This is a genomic window from Stagnimonas sp. FW305-C-60 (assembly GCF_058782965.1).
Genome location: NZ_JBYSYF010000001.1, coordinates 1,076,518 through 1,093,724 on the forward strand (window position 1 = coordinate 1,076,518; position 17,207 = coordinate 1,093,724).

The following is a 17,207-nucleotide window of genomic DNA, read 5'->3' on the forward strand; positions in this document are numbered from 1 at the left end:
GCCCGGTAAGCTGAGGCAGCCGTCGGGCGTCAAGATTCTGACGCCCCCTCACTGTGGATGGAAGACGCCGTGACTTCGAAGCCCTTGCGTCCATACGACTCCCGCCAGCGCCAGCGCCAGGGCGGCGCGGTGGCGGTATTTGCCGCGATTGTGATGGTGGCCCTGCTCTCGGCGCTGGCGCTGGCGGTGGATGTGGGCCGCCTCTATTTCAGCCAGCGCGACACCCAGCGCCTCGCCGACATCGCCGCCCTTGACGCCTCGCGGGTGGTCAGTGGCTGCGCCGCCAGCAATGGCGCGCCCGGCTCCAAGGCCCAGGCCACCGCCGAGGTGATGGCGAGCCTGGCGCGCAATACCGCCACGCCCAGCGATTACACGGTCACCGTCCAGATCGGCAAACAGCTCAAAAATCTGGGCGGCCTGCGTGGCTTCCAGGAGCTGGCCGACGGTGATCCGGGGCTGGACTCGGTCCGCGTGCGCATCACCCGCCAGCAGCCGACCCGAATCTTTCCGCTGCTGACCGGGGACGCCAGCAACACCCTGGTGGCGGTCGCGGTCGGCAGCCAGCAGGCGGTGGGCGCCTTCAATGTCGGCAGCGGCCTGCTCTCCCTCAACACCCAGCAGTCGGCGCTGCTCAACCCGCTGCTACGCGCCCTGCTGTGCCCCAACGGCGCCGCCGCCTGCACCTCGGGCATCAACCTGAGCGCGGTGGACTACAACGGCCTGGCCAATGCCCACGTCTCGCTGGGCAATCTGCTGGCCGGCGCCACCGAACTGGGCCTGGGCGTGCAGGATGTCTCCGACCTGCTGAGCCTGCAGCTCACCCTGCCGCAATGGCTGGGCGTGCTCGGCAATGGCCTGGCAGGCGCGGTCACCGGCACCGGCGGGCAGGTCAGCGCCGGCGTCGCCGGGCTGGTGCAGGGCCTGGCCGGCGTCGCCGAGAGCAATGGCGCCACCTTCGGCCTGGGCCAGTTGCTCAACCTCACCGGCCTCGCGCTCAATCAGCCGGTCAGCGATCTCTTGACCGCGCTGCCCTTCATCGACGGCATGACCCTGCTCAATGCCCTGGGACAGGCAGCGACCGCCGCCAGCGGAGTTTCCTCGGTGGCGATTCCGGGCCTGGGCCTGTCGGTGCCGGGTGTCGCCGATGTCCAGGTGTTCCTGAAGGTGATCGAGCCGCAGCAACCTGGGCTCGGCGCGGTCGGCTCTGAAGAGGCCGTGGCTCGCACTGCCCAGATCCGTTTGCAGATCCGCATCGCTGCCGGGCAGCTGCTCACCGGACTGAAGGCGGCGCTGGAGGGGCTGCTCAACACCCTGCTTGGGCTGCTGGCCATTCTCGGCGTACACAGCAGTGTCGCGATCTTGCCCAGCAGCCTGAATCTCGGCATCGATGTCGAGGTGGCGTCCGCCGAGGCGCAGCTGGACGCGCTGCAATGCCCACGCGCCTCCAGCAACAACGGCCACCCCATCGCCTCGCTGAGCGCCAGCAGCGGCTTGGCGAATGTGGAAGTCGGCACCTTCAGCGGCACCGCGACCGCCGCCAATCCGCAGACCCTGAGCCCGACCGGCAACCTGCCGCTGGCGACGGTGGCGGTCGAAGCCGGCTTGCTGGGCAGCACCACGCTCACCCTGGGGCTGGAACTGACCTCGGTGAGCGTCGCCAGCCAGGGGCCGACGCCGCTCAACCCGATCAGCAGCTTCACTGAGCGTGATCCCGGCCCCGATGCCGGCCTGCCCTACTACCAGGCCAACAATCCGGTCAGCAACATGAACCCGCAGACCGTCGGCGCGCCGGTGAACCTTGATGTGCACCTCGGCGTCACCAGCCAGCAGACCGGCAGCGGTCTGGTCGGCGGCCTGGTCGGCCTGGTCAGCAGCATCGTCAACAGCGTGAACACGGTGATCCTGGCGCCGCTGCTGACGCTGGTGAACTCGCTGGCGACGGCGCTGATCAACCCGCTGTTGCAGCTGCTCGGCGTCCAGCTGGGCACCGCGACGGTGACCATGGAGTCGGTGACCGTGCAGCAGCCGCAGATCATCAGCCAGTCGCTGACCGAGGTCGAGAACTAACAGCGGCTGCCGGGTGGGCGCGGTGGCGCCTTGCCCGGCCTGCGGGGATCAGCCGCAGCGCACCGGCAGTTTTTCCTTGCGCGCCTTCAGCTCGCGCCAGCGCTGGCTGGCCGCCCTCGCGGCCGGACTGTGCGGGTGCTCGCGGCTGAACTGCCGCAGCTCGCGCACCACGCTGTCGCGGTCGCCGCAAGCGCAGGTGCCCAGCGAAAACACTTCTTCAAAGTCCTTGAGCATCTGCTGGACGCTGACGCGGTAGGCCTCGGGATAGGTCTTAGCGTAGCGCTGCCAGTCGTCGTATAGGCGGTTGAGCAGGCCGTCGCCGTACTTCACGCAGCCCACCACCATCGCGCGCGGCTCCATGTACACCGGGAACAGCTGCTCGCCCCAGTAAGCCTGGTAGAGCGCGAAATAGGCCTGATCGGCCGGCCGGCCGTGCGCGGCGGCGAGCGCGCCGAAGAAGCCGGGCAGCGGCTGCACGTAGATCTCCACGCCGCGCTGGAGGTGGATGCCGCGCAGACGCTGTTGCAGGGCGGCGAACTCGGCCTCGCTGTAACGCTCGATCACCGCCTCGCTGCCGAGTCCGGCGGGGATCTCCATCAGCGCGCCCTGCACCGCCTCGGCTTTTTCCAGCAGCGGCTCCAGTGACTGCGGCGTGGTCGCCGACTCGATGCGTGCCAGTTCGGCCAGGTAGTCCTGTTCGGCGCTGGAAGTCGCCGGGGCCTCAGCCGCAGCGGGCAGGCAGAAGGCGCAGAGCAGGGCGAGAACGGCGAGGGGACGCAGGGACATGACCAGGTTCCAGTTCAGTCAGCCAGCGCCCGGCCGCGGGTTTCGATCACCCAGGGCATCAGCAACAGACCGATCAGGGGGATGAAGCCGACGTAGAACAGCACGTTGAGCGCGCTGCTGGCCGCCGCCGCGCCCTGGCTGGCGATGGCGCCGACCAGGAAGGGGCCGCCGGCGGCGATGACGCGGCCGATGTTGTAGCAGAAGCCGGCACCGGTGCCGCGCAGTCGGGTGGGGAACAGTTCCGGCAGGTAGTAGGTGAAGCTGCCGAACACGCCGAACACCGACAGGCCGATCACGAAGTAGCCGTACAGGCGCCATTGCGGCGCCAGGTCGAGCCCGAAGGTCGCCAGCACCGCGGTGGCCGAGACCAGCCAGTAGATGCTGAACATCGCCTTGCGGCCCAGATGCTTGCTGGCCGGGATGGTGAGCAGGGTGCCGATCAGGCCGCCGAGGTTGAAATAGGTGGTGGCCAGGGTCTTCCAGTGCTCGACCATGGCGCGGGTCTCGCCGACGCCCAGGCCCAGGGACTCGGCATTGGCGCGGCCCAGGCCGGCGGCGACGGTGGGGATGAAGGCGTTGCAGCTCCACCAGGTGAGCAGCGCGATCACCGCCATGAAGAAGCCGGAGCGGGTCAGCTCACGCACTCCCGGGGCGAACAGCTCGGCCAGGCGGGGCGGCGCGCTATTGGCGGCGACTTGCTGCCAGCGCTCCGGCTCGCGCACGAACAGCCGCACCAGAAAGGCGGCGGCGGCCGGCAGCAGGCCGAACAGAAAGACATAGCGCCAGCTGGTCTCGGGCGAGTCCTTGAACCAGTTGCCGGCCACTTCCATGTTCACGTAGGTGGCCAGGAATAGGCCCATCGGCGCCGAGGTGTAGAGCAGGGCGCCGGCCTCGACGCGCTTATCTTCCGGCACCGCCTCGGCGACCATCGCCGCGCCCGCCGCCCATTCACCGCCGATGCCCAGCGAGGCGATGATGCGGAAGGCGATCAGCATCTCGATGTTCTGCGCAAAGGCGCAGGCGGCGGTGCCGAAGGCGTACATCGCCATGGTCAGCAGCAGGGTGCGGGTACGGCCGATGCGGTCGCAGACCCAGCCGAACAGCACGCCGCCCACCGCCCAGCCGATCAGCAGGATGGAGGTGAGCAGGCCGGTCCAGTACAGGGTGGCGCTCTTGGCTTCCGGCGAGCCGATCTCCAGGCCCAGCAGGGTCGGCACGCAGTTGGGCGCCACGTAGTTGAACAGCAGGCCATCGAAGACGTCGAAACCCCAGCCCAGCCAGGCGGCAAACAGCACGGTCCACTGATAGCGGTTCAGGCCCAGCATCGACGCATCTCCTCTTGCAAAGCGTTCTGTTTTTTTGGTCGCGGCGGCGAGCTTACAGCGGCAGCGGCGCCTGGGTGCGATGCCATTCCAGGATGCGCCGGTACTGCTCCGGGTCCTTGACGTGCACCACGTCGCCCTCGCGCGGAAAGGTCCAGTCGTAGAGCCGCGACAGATAAAAGCGGAAGGCGGCGGCGCGCAGCACCAGCGGCCAGGCGGCGCGCTCGGCGGCGTTGAGCTCGCGCGAGCCGCGATAGGCCAGGGTCATCATCTGCCAGCGCGCCGGGTTGGGGCGGCCGTCGGGATCGGTGCACCAGTCGTTGAGGGTCACCGCCAGGTCGTAGGCGAGGGCGTCGGTGCAGGCGTAGTAGAAGTCGATCACGCCGGTGAGGCGGTCTTCGACGAACAGCACGTTGTCGCGGAACAGGTCGGCGTGGATCACGCCCTGCGGCAGCGCCGCCCAGTCCAGCTTCGCCTGGGCGGCCAGCTCGCTTTCGATCAGCGCGCGCTGCGCGGCATCGACCTTGGGCAGCAGGGTTTCGGCGGTGGCCTGGCGCCAGGCCGGGCCACGGGTGTTCTCGGCGCGGCCGGCGAAGGACAGGCCGGCGACGTGCAGCTCGCCCAGCGCCCGCCCCACCGCCTGGCACTGGGCGATGCTGGGGAACAGCACGCTCTGGCCGGTGAGCCGGCGCACCAGGGCCGCCGGCTTGCCGTTGAGGCTGGTGAGGTTGGCGCCCTCGCGGCTGCGTGCCGGCATCGCGCTTGGGTAGCCGCGGCCGGCGAGATGGTCCATCAGCCCGAGGAAGAACGGCAGGTCGTCGTGGTTGAGCCGCTCGAACAGGGTCAGTACCCAGCGGCCGTCGGTGGTGTCGACGAAATAATTGGTGTTCTCCACCCCCTCGCCGATGCCCTGGTAGCCGATCAGCTCGCCCACCGGATAGGCCTTGAGAAAGTCGCGCAGCTCGGCGTGGCTGACCTTGGTGAAGACGGACATGGTTAGGCGGTGGGGCTGGTTGTGGGCGGCCGCGAGACCGGCGGCCTCGCGGCCGCGGCCCCAGGCGGGCGCGCTGATTCTAGCCGTTGCCCGAGTTCGCGCCCGCCGCCCCAGGCAGGTCTTGCCGCGCCGCCGTTCAGCCCAGCGCGTGCGGGGTAAGCCCGGTCCAGCGCTTGAAGGCGCGGCGGAATTCGCGGTCGTCGCTGAAGCCCAACTCCGCCGCGATGTCGACGATGCGGCGCCGCTGCCGCTGGCTCAGCAACTCGCGGGCCCGCTGCTCGCGCACCTGGTCGAGTAGTTGGCGAAAGCTCACGCCGCTGCTGGACAGCCGTCGCCGCAAGGTGCGTTCGGTGATGTGCAGGCGCTCGGCGATCTCGGCCATGCCCGGCGGATTCTGCAACTGCGCGCCAAGCAGGCGGACGACGGTATGCACCAGATCGTCCTCGGGCAGCGCCCGCGAGGCCTTGCGGCACAGCTCCTCGCCCAGGCGCACGCCGAAGGGGTTGTGGGTTTTCAGCGGGCGCGCCAGCCAGTGCAGTTCCCCGATCAGGCGGTTGTGCGCGCAGTTGAAGTGCACCTCGCAGCCAAAGGTCGCGGCGTAGGCCTCAGCATAGGGCGGCGCCGGATAGCTGAACTCCATGCGCAGCGGCGTGAAGCGCTCGCCCAAGAGGTGCTGCACCAGGGTCAGGCTGCTGGTGAACAGTTCCTCGCAGAGAAAAGGCAGCAGGTCGGGGTCGGGGAAGCGCGGCGTGGCGGCGACGATTACCGTCTGCTGGCGGCTGTCGGTTTCGACCGCGATGTCCATCAGGCTGCCGGAGACCTGGTGGTACTGGGCCGCCAGGCGCAGGGCGTCGCCGAGATTGGCGCTGGCCATCATCGCGAAGGCGAGCACGCCGAAGAAGGCCGGGGTTTCCTGGCGGCCGATCTCCAGCCCGGCCTCCGGCAGGGCCAGGGCCTGCAAGGCGCGGCGCAAGACCACCGAGGCCTGCCGATAGGAGACCCGCAGCTCGGGATCGGCGAGCTGGCCGGCATCGAGGCCGGAGCCGGCGAACCAGCCCTCGGGCGAGACGCCGCGGGATTCGGCATAGGTGCAGACGGCAGCCAGCACGGCGGGTGGAACCACCGGGGCGGTGTAGCGGGTGTCGAGGGTTTTGGGGGAGGTGAGGATGGTCATGTGCGGTTGTCCGATTTCCCCCCCGCGCGATTCCTGATTGGCCCTTCTTCCATGTGGACCTTGTCGATCTACTAGCAACAACTTCGCCATTCCATTTCTTCTTGACAAACGCTTAACGGAGTCGCCGTCCATGACTGAAGTCAGCCGCAACGCCGTCACCCTGCCGGTCTGCATCGTCGGGGCCGGCCCCGGTGGTTTGAGCATAGCGCGCGCGCTCAAGCGCCTGGGCATTCCCTACGAGCAGTTCGAGCGTCACAGCGATGTCGGCGGCATCTGGGATCTCGACAACCCCGGCACCCCGATGTACCGCTCGGCGCACTTCATCTCCTCGCGCTCGCAGTCCGGCTTCTACGACTACCCGATGCCGGCGTCCTACCCCGACTACCCAGGCAACAAGCAGATTCTCGACTACGCGCGCCAGTTTGCCCGCAGTTTCGATCTCTACCCGGCGATCCGCTTCAACACCGCGGTGGAAGACATCCGGCGTGACGGTGAGGTATGGAAAGTGCGGCTGGCTGGCGGCGAGACGCGCGACTATCGCGCCGTGGTCTGCGCCAGCGGCACCAACTGGCACCCCTCGCTGCCGCGTCACCCGGGCGAGTTCAAGGGTGAGATCCGTCACTCGGTGAGCTATCGCGACCCCGAGGAATTCCGCGGCAAGCGGGTGCTGATCATCGGCGCCGGCAACTCCGGCTGCGACATCGCCTGCGATGCCGCCGCGAATGCTGACGCGGCTTTCATCAGCCTGCGACGCGGCTATCACTTCCTGCCCAAGCACCTGTTTGGGATCCCCGTGGACGAATTCGGTGCACGTGGTCCGCAGATGCCGATGTGGCTGGAGCAGCGCGTGTTCGGCTGGCTGCTGCGCCTGATCAATGGCGATCTCACCCGCTTCGGCCTGCCCAAGCCCGACCACAAGCTGTTCGAGTCGCATCCCATCCTCAACTCGCAGTTGCTGCACTACCTCCAGCACGGCGACATCGCGGTGCGGCCGGATGTTGATCACTACGAGGGCGAGGAAGTGGTGTTCAAGGGCGGGCAGCGCGAGCGCATCGACCTGGTGCTCTACGCCACCGGCTACGAGATGAAGATTCCCTACATGGACGAGTCCTACTTCGCCTGGGAAGGCGGCCGTCCGCAGCTCTATCTCAACGCCTTCAACCGCCGGCACCACAACCTGTTCGGGCTCGGCTATCTGGAGACCAATTCCAGCGCCTACACCCTGTTCGACCGTATCTCGCAGTTGATCGCCAACTACCTGCATGACCAGGAAGCGCGACCTTCCTCAGCGCTCGCCTTCGAGGCACTGATCCACGGCGACCAGCCGGATCTCTCCGGCGGTATCCACTTCGTCGGCTCGGCGCGCCATGCGGCCTATATCGAGATCGCGGCCTACAAGAAGTACATCGAGAAGCTGCGGCGCAGCATGGGCTGGCCGGAGCTGGTGCCGGGTTACTTCGACAGCATCCAGGTGGACCGCCAGGGGAAGGCGGCGTGAGCGAGCCACTGGTCTGGAAGGATCGCGTCGCGCTGGTGACCGGCGCCGCCGGCGCCATCGGCAGCCGCATCTGTCTGGAGCTCGATGCCGCCGGCCTGCGCCTGGTGCTGGTCGATCTCAATGCCGAGGCGCTGGGCGCGCTGGCGGCGAAGCTGTCGCGACCGGCGCTGTGCATCGCCGGTGATCTCTGTGATCGCGCCTTGTTGCAGAGCCTACCGGAGCGGCTGCGGAGTGAATGCGGTGGCTGCGATCTGCTGGTCAACAACGTCGGCATCGTTTCCACCACGCCCTTCGAGCAGGCGGAACTGGCGCAGATCGAGCGCGAGCTGAACATCAATCTGCTGGTGCCGACGCTGCTCACGCGCCTGCTGCTGCCCCTGCTCAGTGCTTCCGGGCAGGGGCGGGTCATCACCATTGCCTCGATGGCGGCGATCATGCCGCTGGCCGAGAGCGCGGTGTACAGCGCCTCGAAATTCGCGCTGCGTGGACTGATGCTGAGTCTGGCCCTGCGTAAGCCTCGGACCGGCGTGCACTTCGCGCTGGTTAATCCCTCGTCGGTGGATACGCCGATGCTGCGCTACGAGGCGGTGAACGGCGGTTCGCCGCTGAATTTCCTCGGCGAGCCGATCGCGCCGGAACGCGTCGCCGCCACCGTGCGCGCGCTGCTGCAGGGCGAGGACGTGGAACGCTGCGTGCCGGCCAGCGAAGGCTGGAGCGCCAAGCTCGCCTTGCTGCTTCCGAATTTGCTGCCGCGCCTCGTGCCCTGGTTCAACCGCAGTGGCGAGCGCGGCCGCGAGCGCTATATCGCGGCGCAGAAATTGCAACGTCCGGCGCGGCCCACATGAGGCGGGCCGACGGCGGGTTCATGCGGCATCCCTGTTTCGTTTTTGGCATTCATTGGAGAGGTGGCAGTCCATGAGGAAGTTGATGGTGTCCAGCGCCGCGGCGCTGTCGGTGGTGGCGATGACGGCTCTGTCCTCGGCCCCGGTGCAGGCGCAGACCGCCGGCAAATCCCTGACCCCGGTTGGTGCCGAGAAGTCGGCCAATGCCGATGGCAGCATCCCGGCCTTCGCGGGCGGCGAGCTGAAGGCGCCGGCGGGCTGGAAGGCCGGTCAGCCGCGCCCCAATCCCTACACGAGTGAGAAGCCGCTGGTGTCCATCACCAAGGCCAATGCCGCGCAGTACCAGGCCAACCTGACCCCGGGTCAGATGGAACTGCTCAACAGCCTGCCGGGCTACCGCCTCGACATCTATCCCACGCACCGCAGTTGCGGCTACCCGGACTTCGTCTACAAGAACAGCGAAGACAACCTCAAGACCGCCAAGCTCGCCGCCAATGGCTACGAGCTGGCGGCGGCGACGCCGGCCGGCTTCCCCTTTCCGCAGCCGAAGAGCGGCGTCGAGGCGATCTGGAACTACAAGCTGCGCTACGTGGGCGAGGGCCGCACCGAGCCCAACTACACGCTGCTCTCGCCCGGTCGTGGCGGCAGCGATTTCGTGAAGGTGCGCATCGAGTCGAGCATGCTCACCCCGTTCGGCAACCCCAAGGCGAAGACCCTGGGTGAGGTCGACGGCGTCGAGTTCAAGTTCATCCAGGAAGTCACCGAGCCAGCCGCCCGCGTCGGCGAGATCACGCTCGGCATCTACCACATGGACAAGAGCAACGAGGGCTGGATCTACATGCCCGGTCAGCGCCGTGTGAAGCGTCTCTCCACCTATGCCTACGACGCGCCGCTGATGGGCCTGGAGAATACCTACTACGTCGATCAGGCCTGGATGTACAACGGCATGCTCGATCGCTACGACTACAAGCTCGTCGGCAAGAAGGAAATCTACGTCCCCTACAACACCTTCGAGCTGCGCAACGCCAAGCGCTTCACCGCCAAGACCCTGTTCGGGCCGCAGTACCCCAACCGCGACGCCTACCGCTACGAGAAGCACCGCGTGTGGGTGGTGGAAGCCACGGTGAAGCCCGGCCAGCGCCACGCCGCGCCCAAGCGCACCTTCTATCTCGACGAGGATAGCTGGACCATCCTGCTCGCCGACCTCTACGACTCGCAGGGCAAGATCTCGCGCGTGCAGGAAGGCTCGGTGCTGCCGGCCTGGGAGCTGGGCTCCTGCGTGACCCAGGAGTTCTTCAGCTACGACCTCAACAGCGGCCGCTACTTCGGCGACGTGATGGTGTTCGGCGAGCCGGAAACCGACTGGCTGGCCGCCGCCCAGGGCCGGATCAAGAAGGACATGTTCACCGAGTCCTACCTGCAACGCGCGGGTTCGCGCTAAGCCAAGCAACGTCGAGGAAATCGCCATGGATTCACGGCAAGGGGTGCGCGCCAAGGAAGGCGCGCCGTTGGCTGGCAAGCGCCTGCTGATCGTCTGCGCGGTGGCGCTCTGCGCCGCCTCGCCGGCGCAGGCCTTCCGCTTCAAGAAGGCCGGCTTCAGCGGCTCTTTCGACAGCGTGCTGTCCTACGGCATGCAGGTGCGCATGCAGGACCAGGACTGCCAGGTGATCGCGCTCGACGCCGGTGGTTGCGCGGCGCTGGGCGCGGAACTGTCGGAAGCCTCGGCGGATGTCTATCTGATCAATGCCGACGACGGCGATCAGAACTACAAGAAGGGCGACGTGGTGTCGGCGGTGTTCAAGGGCCTGCATGAGCTGTATCTCAAGCAGCCCGACTGGGGCACCAGCATGCTGGTGCGCTACTCCGAGCTCTACGATTTCAAGATCGACGACACCCGCCGCACCGAGCTGACCGACGAGGGCAAGAGCCTGGCGGTGAACGACCACCGGCTGCTCGATGCCTGGATCGGCCAGGACTTCGACCTGTTCGACCGCAACGGCCGCATCCGCGTCGGCAGTCAGGTGCTGACCTGGGGCGAGAGCATCTTCACCATCGGCGGCATCAACACCATCAATGCCATCGACCTGCGCCGCATGCACACGCCCGGCACCCAGCTCAAGGAGCTGTACCGGCCGGCGCCGATGATCTCGCTGTCGCTGGATCTCACCGACACGGTGAGCATGGAAAGCTACTGGCAGTGGAAGTGGAACGAGTTTCAGCTCGACGCCGCCGGCACTTATTTTTCCAGCGCCGACGTGGCGGGCGAGGGCGCGGATCGCGCGCTCTACATCCCCACCTCCCAGGTCAACGCCGGCATCGCCGCCATCCCCGGCGGCACCATCCTGCTCGGGCAGGCGCCGTACGGCACGCTCGGCGACCCTGGCGCCACCGGCCTGACCCGCGAGCAACTGCTGAGTGCCGACTACGTGGTGCCGCGTCTGGCGGACGGACTGAATCGTCCGGAACTCCTGGTGCAGCTCGGCTACGGCAACACCGGTTCGGCGCTGCCCTATCTCGGCACTTCGGAGGGCAATGACAGCGGCCAGTGGGGCATCTCCTTCCGCTACCGGCCGGAATGGTTCTCTGGCTCCTTCGGCCTCTACTACATCGAGTTCAACGAGAAGATTCCCTTCGTCAGCTTCAAGGTCGATGACTCGCTGGCGGCCTACAACCCGGTGTCGGCCGGCTTCAAGCTGGAATACCCCAATGGTCGCAGCATGATCGGCGGCTCGGTCTCGACCACCATCGGCTCCTGGGGCATCGGCAGCGAGCTGGCCTACCAGCCCAAGCAGGCGGTGATGATCGACACCTCGGTACCCAGCGGCAACATTGCCAACAGCGCGCCCTACGCCTGCGTCAACGGCGGCGGCGAGGCGGAGGGCAAGTACTGCAAGGGCTGGGTCGACGAGGAGAAGTACCAGTTCGCGGTCAACGGCCTGCAGGTGATGTCGCCGGCCGATGGCATCGGCCAGTACATCCTGAGGGCCACGGGCGCCTCCGAGGGCATGATCCTGCTGGAAGTCTCCGGCACCTATTACCCGGGGCTGGACGTGGACGGCGGCATCCCCTGGTCGATGCCTTCCTACTCGTTGCCGGACCCGTTCTCCTGGGGCTACACGCTGTCCAGCAATGTCTCCTACCCGAACGTGTTCGATCTGGGCTGGACCGTGATGCCGCAGCTCGATCTCGCGCAGGGCGTGCAGGGCAGCTCGCCCAATGCCCTGCCCTGGGTCGCCAATGCGGTGGCTGCCACTACCTCGCTCAACTTCGTGCGTCGCGGCAACCAGTTCGCCGCCTCGCTCGGCTACACCAAGTACAGCGGCGGCGGCAACGTGAATCTGGTGCGCGACCGCGACTTCCTCTCCTTCGCCATGACCTACTCGTTCTGATGCACGCCTCCCTGTTGCTCCAAGTCGAGCTACGCGCATGAACCGTTTCGTGTCCCTGCTGGAGCGCGCGCTGTTCGGCAATCGCCTCCTGGTGCTGATCGCCACCGGTCTGCTGACGCTGGCGATGGCCTATGCCGCCAGCGGCCTGAAGATCTCCGCCGGCTTCGAGAAGATGCTGCCGGAGCGCCACGAGTACGTGGAGACTTTCGAGCAGTACCGCAACGAGCTGTTCGACGCCAACCGTGTGGTGATCGTGGTGCGGGCGCGGCAGGGCACGATCTGGACCGAGGCCAACCTCAAGACCCTGCTGCAGGTCAGCGATGCCGTCACCTATCTCGAAGGCGTCAACCGCGGCAGCGTGATGTCGCTGTGGACGCCCAATGTGTTCTACAACGAGATTACCGAGGACGGCTTCCTTTCCGAGCAGCTCATCAGCGGCACCATCACGCCGGACTCGCTGACGCCCGAGGTCATCGCCCAGATCAAGCATCGCGTGGTGGTGTCGGGCTACTCCGGCCTGCTGGTGTCGAAGGACGAGGCCGGCGCGGTGATCGTCGCCGAGTTGAACGAGGTCGATCCCCGCAGTGGCGAGACACTGGACTACATCGCCTTCGCGCACGCACTCGAAGGCAAGATCCGCAAACCCTTCGAGAACGACCAGGTCGAGGTGCAGATCATCGGCTTCTCGAAAGTGGTGGGCGACATCGCCGACGGCGCCAGCGGCGTGCTGCTGTTCTGCGCCATCGCCCTGGTGCTCACCGCGCTGGCGGTGTACTGGTACTGCCGGTCCTGGAAGCTCACCCTGCTGCCGGTGGTGTGCTCGCTGCTGTCGCTGATCTGGCAGTTCGGCAGCCTGCGCATCCTGGGCTACGGACTGGACCCGCTGGCGGTGCTGGTGCCCTTCCTGGTGTTCGCCATCGGCGTCTCGCACGGCGTGCAGCAGATCAATTTCATCGTCCGCCAGTTGGCCGCCGGTGACGACAGTCTGGCCGCCGCCAAGGCCAGCTTCAGCGGCCTGCTGATTCCCGGCTCGCTGGCGCTCGCCACTGCGCTGATCAGCTTCGTGACCATGATGCTGGTGCCGATCCCGATGATCCGCGAGCTGGCGCTCACCGCCTCGATCGGCGTCGGCTACAAGATCATCACCAACCTCATCCTGCTGCCGGTGGCGGCCTCCTACTTCCGGCTGCCGCCGGGCTTCGCCGAGCGCGCGCTGGCGCAACGCGAGCGGCGCTCGCTGTGGATGAAGGAAGTGGCGCGGGTCGCCAAGCCGCGCAATGCCGTGGCGATGACGGTGGCGACCCTGCTGTTGTTCGTGGTCGCGGTGTTCCTGAGCCAGGGCCGTCACGTCGGCAGCCTGCAGCCGGGTGCTTCGGAGCTGCGCCCCGATGCCCGCTACAACCTCGACTCGGTGTCGGTGGCGCAGAGCTTCGACATCGGTCTGGACTGGCTCACCGTGGTGGTCGAGGCGCCGGCCAATTCCTGCGAGGACGTGGAGCTGTTCCGCGCCTTCGACCAGTTTGGCTGGGAGATGAGCCGCGTGCCCGGGGTGGTCTCGGTGGAGTCGGCGGCGACGCTGACCAAGCTCTACAACGCCGGCTTCAACGAGGGCCAGCCAAAGATGGCGGCGATCCCGCGCGATGGCCAGGCCCTGGGCTACACCCTGCACCAGTTGCAGCAGAGCCGCGGCATCCGCAACGCCGATTGCAGCGTGCTGGCGCTCAACCTCTATCTCTCCGACCACAAGGCCACCACCATTAAGGGCCTGGTCGCGGCGGTGAAGCAGTACCGCGAGGCGCATCCGCTGCCGGGCGTGAAGATCCGCCTGGCCAGCGGCAACGCCGGCATCGAGGCCGCCACCAACGAGGTGCTGGAGGAGAGCGAGCTGCCGATGATGCTCTACGTCTACGCCGCCATCCTGCTGCTGGTGTTCCTCGCCTACCACGACTGGCGGGCGATGGTGGCCTGCTGCCTGCCGCTAACGGTGGCGACCTTCATCGGCTATGCCTTCATGAAGTACAACGACATCGGCCTGACCATCGCCACCCTGCCGGTGATGGTGCTGGCGGTGGGTGTGGGTGTGGACTACGCCTTCTACATCTACAACCGCCTGCAATGGCACCTCGCTCACGGCCGCGACATCGTCGGCGCCTTCGAGCAGGCCTTGCAGGAGACCGGTGTGGCGACGGTGTTCACCGCGCTGACGCTGTCGGTGGGTGTCGCCACCTGGTCGTTCTCGGCGCTCAAGTTCCAGGCCGACATGGGCAAGCTGCTCACCTTCATGTTCATGGTCAACATGCTGATGGCGATCACCGCCCTGCCGGCCTTCGCGGTGGTGCTGGAGCGCCTGTTCCCAAGAACCAAGCCGGTGCGGGTGCCCGGCCTGATGCATCACTGAGGGCGCCGCGATGAAATCCTTTTGTCCTTCCGCCCTGCTCGCCGCCCTGCTGCTGCTGCCGCTGGCCGCCGCCGCCATTCCACCGCCGGCGCAGCCGCCCGCCGCGGTGGCAGTCGTCAATCCCGAGCAGGCGCCGCTGCTGGCGGCCGCCCGCGCCGGCGAGCGCATCGTCGCGGTCGGCGATCATGGCGTGATCCTGCTTTCCGACGACGAGGGCAAGAGCTTCCGCCAGGCCAAGGCGGTGCCGACCCAGGTGCTGCTCACCGCGCTCAGCTTCATCGACGCCAAGCAGGGCTGGGCCGCCGGCCATGACGGTACCGTGCTGGCCACCAGCGACGGCGGCGAAACCTGGCGCCTGCAGCGCACCGACACCCAGGGCGACAGGCCCTTGTTCGCCATCCACTTCGAGGATGCCCGGCATGGCCTCGCAGTCGGCCTGTTCGGCACCGCCATCAGCACCGACGACGGCGGCGCCAGCTGGCAGCCGCTGGCGATCGCCAGCGGCGAACGCCCGGACCGGCACCTGTTCACGCTGTTCGGCGGTCGCGGCCGGCCGCTGTTCGTCGGCGCCGAATCCGGCGTGCTGTTCCGTTCCACCGACGGTGGCCGCGTCTGGCAGGAGATCCAGACCGACAACACCGGTTCGTTCTGGGCCGGCACCGCGCTGGAAGGTCAGGCCTGGCTGGTGGCCGGCCTGCGCGGGCACGTCTACCAGAGCCTGGACGACGGCCAGAGCTGGAGCGCGCTGGACAGCGGCACGCAACAGTCGCTGACCGCGGTGGCCCGGCTCCGTGACGGCCGCCTGCTGCTGGCTGGACTGGGCGGCACCCTGCTCAGTCGCGCGCCCGGCGGCACTGGTTTCTCGCCCCAGACGCGGGCCGATCGCGCCAACCTGGCCGCCATCGTCGAAACCCCAGCGGGCACCCTGCTGCTGGGCGGCGGCGGCGTCGGGCGCTGAGCCGAGGGTCGCGGAGCGCTTGGCCTGGCGCGCGGCGGCGCAGCTAGGGCGAGAGGTTGCGGGCCTCGAATGCCGCAGGAAGGGCGGTGGGGCTGAAGACATTTCTGCCCGGGTAGAAAAATGCCGGGTCTGCCCGCATCATCCGCCGCCATGAAACTCCCCTTCACCAAGATGCACGGCTGCGGCAATGACTTTGTGGTCATCGACGCCACCGCCGCGCCGTTCCGCCCCGACCCCGATCTGCTGCACCGGCTCACCGACCGCCGCTTCGGCGTCGGCTGCGACCAGGTGCTGGTGGTGCAGGCGCCCAGTAGCCCGGACGTGGACTTCGACTACCGCATCTTCAATGCCGACGGCAGCGAGGTCGGGCAGTGCGGCAATGGCTCGCGGGCGCTGGCGGTGTTCATCCGCGACCGCGGCCTGAGCGACAAAGCCGAGCTGCGGGTACAGACCCGCACGGCGCGCATGCGCCTGGCCTTGCAGGCGGACGGCCAGGTGACGGTGGACATGGGTGCGCCGCGCTTCGCTCCCGCCGAGGTGCCGCTGACCCTGCCCGAGGCCGAGGTGTATGCGCTGGAGCTGGCCGGCTTTGGTCGCGTCGAGTTCGGCGCGGTCAGCATGGGCAATCCGCACGCGGTGATCCTGGTGCCGGACTGCGCCAGCGCGCCGGTAGCGGCGCTCGGCAGCGCCGTGCAGGCGCGGCTGGATGTCTTCCCCGAGGGGGTGAACGTCGGCTTTCTGCAGGTGCTGGATCGCGGCCACGGCCGACTGCGCGTCTACGAGCGCGGCAGCGGCGAAACCCTGGCCTGCGGCAGCGGCGCCTGCGCCGCGCATGTGGTGGCGCGCCGGCGCGGTCTGTTCGACGAGCGCTCGCGGCTAGAATTGACCGGCGGCGCCCTGGAGCTGCACTGGACTGGCGTCGGCCAGACCGTGCGCATGACCGGGCCGGCCGTCACCGTATTCACTGGGGAACTGGAATGGCCGAACTAGACGCACTCGCCGAGCCGGCAGCGCCGGTGCTGGACGAGAAGCAGGTGGTGGCCTTTCTCAAGGGGCGACCGGAATTCCTGCTGCGGCATCCCGAACTGCTGGAACACTTGGAAGTGGTGCATGCCAGCGGCTCGGCGGTGTCGCTGATCGAGCGCCAGGTGGACCTGCTACGCGGCAAGAACCTGAAGCTGGAAGACCGCCTCGCGCGTCTGCTGGAAACCGCCGCCGACAACGAGAAGCGCGCCGCCAATGTCCACAAGCTGGCGCGCACCCTGATCCGCGCGCCCTCACTGGCGGCGGTGGTCGCCGGGCTGCGCGCCTGCATGAAGGAAGACTTCGGCATCGACGAGGTCACCATCGGCGTCAACGCCAATGTCTACAAGCGCCACGACATCGAGGGCTTCGTGCCGCTGGAGCCGGAGAGCGCGCTGGTGCGCGCCTTCGAGAACTTTATCCGCACCCGGCTGATCGAGTGCGGGACTATCGAGGCCGAGCGTGCCCGGCTGCTGTTCCCCAAGGCCGAGCAGCCCATCCTCTCGGCGGCCATCGTGCCTCTGGAAAAGGAGAAGAACCTCGGCCTGGTGGCGCTGGGTTCGCGCGAGGCGGGGCGTTTCCTGCCGCGCCAGGGAAAACTCTTCTTGGAAATGACCGCCGAACTGGTCGCCGCCGCCCTACGTGCGCGATTGGGGTGAGCCGGAAAAAGGCGAACTGCCTTGAATGGCAGTTCGCCCCGGCGAACGCCCGGCCAAGGATGGCCGGGCCGGGGGTGGGAAGAATGCCGCCGTCGCG

13 protein-coding genes are annotated in these 17,207 nt (G+C 67.7%); 9 read left to right on the plus strand and 4 right to left on the minus strand.

From position 1 onward, the window contains the following. The first annotated feature begins 69 nt into the window (after positions 1–69). Positions 70–2,067 carry a pilus assembly protein TadG-related protein gene (locus tag AC3WT6_RS04925; protein WP_492652442.1) on the plus strand — a complete coding sequence of 666 codons (1,998 nt, stop codon included), beginning with the start codon at positions 70–72 and terminating at the stop codon, positions 2,065–2,067. Positions 2,068–2,115: 48 nt separating this feature from the next. Here the strand turns inward: AC3WT6_RS04925 and AC3WT6_RS04930 are convergent, their stop codons facing one another. From AC3WT6_RS04930 to AC3WT6_RS04945, 4 genes are all read right to left on the minus strand, one after another. Further along, entirely contained in the window at positions 2,116–2,853 is a 738-nt protein-coding gene (locus AC3WT6_RS04930; RefSeq protein ID WP_492652443.1) for a hypothetical protein, read from the minus strand. Positions 2,854–2,867: 14 nt separating this feature from the next. Then, positions 2,868–4,178 carry an MFS transporter gene (locus AC3WT6_RS04935; RefSeq protein ID WP_492652444.1) on the minus strand — a complete coding sequence of 437 codons (1,311 nt, stop codon included), beginning with the start codon at positions 4,176–4,178 and terminating at the stop codon, positions 2,868–2,870. Positions 4,179–4,230: 52 nt separating this feature from the next. After that, positions 4,231–5,169, minus strand: coding sequence for a homoserine kinase (locus AC3WT6_RS04940; protein WP_492652445.1), 939 nt, complete (start codon positions 5,167–5,169; stop codon positions 4,231–4,233). 136 nt (positions 5,170–5,305) lie between these two features. Then, complete coding sequence (locus AC3WT6_RS04945; RefSeq protein WP_492652446.1) at positions 5,306–6,343, minus strand: AraC family transcriptional regulator; 1,038 nt, start codon at positions 6,341–6,343, stop codon at positions 5,306–5,308. 130 nt (positions 6,344–6,473) lie between these two features. Between AC3WT6_RS04945 and AC3WT6_RS04950 the strand changes: the two genes are divergently transcribed. From AC3WT6_RS04950 to AC3WT6_RS04985, 8 genes are all read left to right on the plus strand, one after another. Then, entirely contained in the window at positions 6,474–7,841 is a 1,368-nt protein-coding gene (locus AC3WT6_RS04950) for a flavin-containing monooxygenase (protein WP_492652447.1), read from the plus strand. Next, on the plus strand, positions 7,838–8,686 hold the full coding sequence (locus tag AC3WT6_RS04955; protein ID WP_492652448.1) for an SDR family NAD(P)-dependent oxidoreductase: 849 nt from the start codon (positions 7,838–7,840) through the stop codon (positions 8,684–8,686). Before AC3WT6_RS04950 ends, AC3WT6_RS04955 begins: the two co-directional genes overlap by 4 nt. A gap of 70 nt (positions 8,687–8,756) precedes the next feature. Next, the gene (locus AC3WT6_RS04960; protein WP_492652449.1) at positions 8,757–10,124 is read left to right on the plus strand and encodes a DUF1329 domain-containing protein; all 1,368 of its coding nucleotides are present in this window, start codon (positions 8,757–8,759) and stop codon (positions 10,122–10,124) included. 25 nt (positions 10,125–10,149) lie between these two features. Further along, complete coding sequence (locus tag AC3WT6_RS04965) at positions 10,150–12,072, plus strand: DUF1302 domain-containing protein (RefSeq protein WP_492652450.1); 1,923 nt, start codon at positions 10,150–10,152, stop codon at positions 12,070–12,072. 37 nt (positions 12,073–12,109) lie between these two features. Next, positions 12,110–14,470, plus strand: a complete 2,361-nt coding sequence (locus AC3WT6_RS04970) for an efflux RND transporter permease subunit (RefSeq protein ID WP_492652451.1) — start codon at positions 12,110–12,112, stop codon at positions 14,468–14,470. Positions 14,471–14,480: 10 nt separating this feature from the next. Continuing rightward, positions 14,481–15,428 carry a WD40/YVTN/BNR-like repeat-containing protein gene (locus tag AC3WT6_RS04975; protein WP_492652452.1) on the plus strand — a complete coding sequence of 316 codons (948 nt, stop codon included), beginning with the start codon at positions 14,481–14,483 and terminating at the stop codon, positions 15,426–15,428. 150 nt (positions 15,429–15,578) lie between these two features. Continuing rightward, positions 15,579–16,418, plus strand: coding sequence for a diaminopimelate epimerase (dapF, locus tag AC3WT6_RS04980; protein WP_492652453.1), 840 nt, complete (start codon positions 15,579–15,581; stop codon positions 16,416–16,418). Continuing rightward, positions 16,406–17,110 carry a DUF484 family protein gene (locus AC3WT6_RS04985; protein WP_492652454.1) on the plus strand — a complete coding sequence of 235 codons (705 nt, stop codon included), beginning with the start codon at positions 16,406–16,408 and terminating at the stop codon, positions 17,108–17,110. The genes dapF and AC3WT6_RS04985 overlap by 13 nt, the downstream gene beginning before the upstream one ends. Positions 17,111–17,207: the final 97 nt, after the last annotated feature.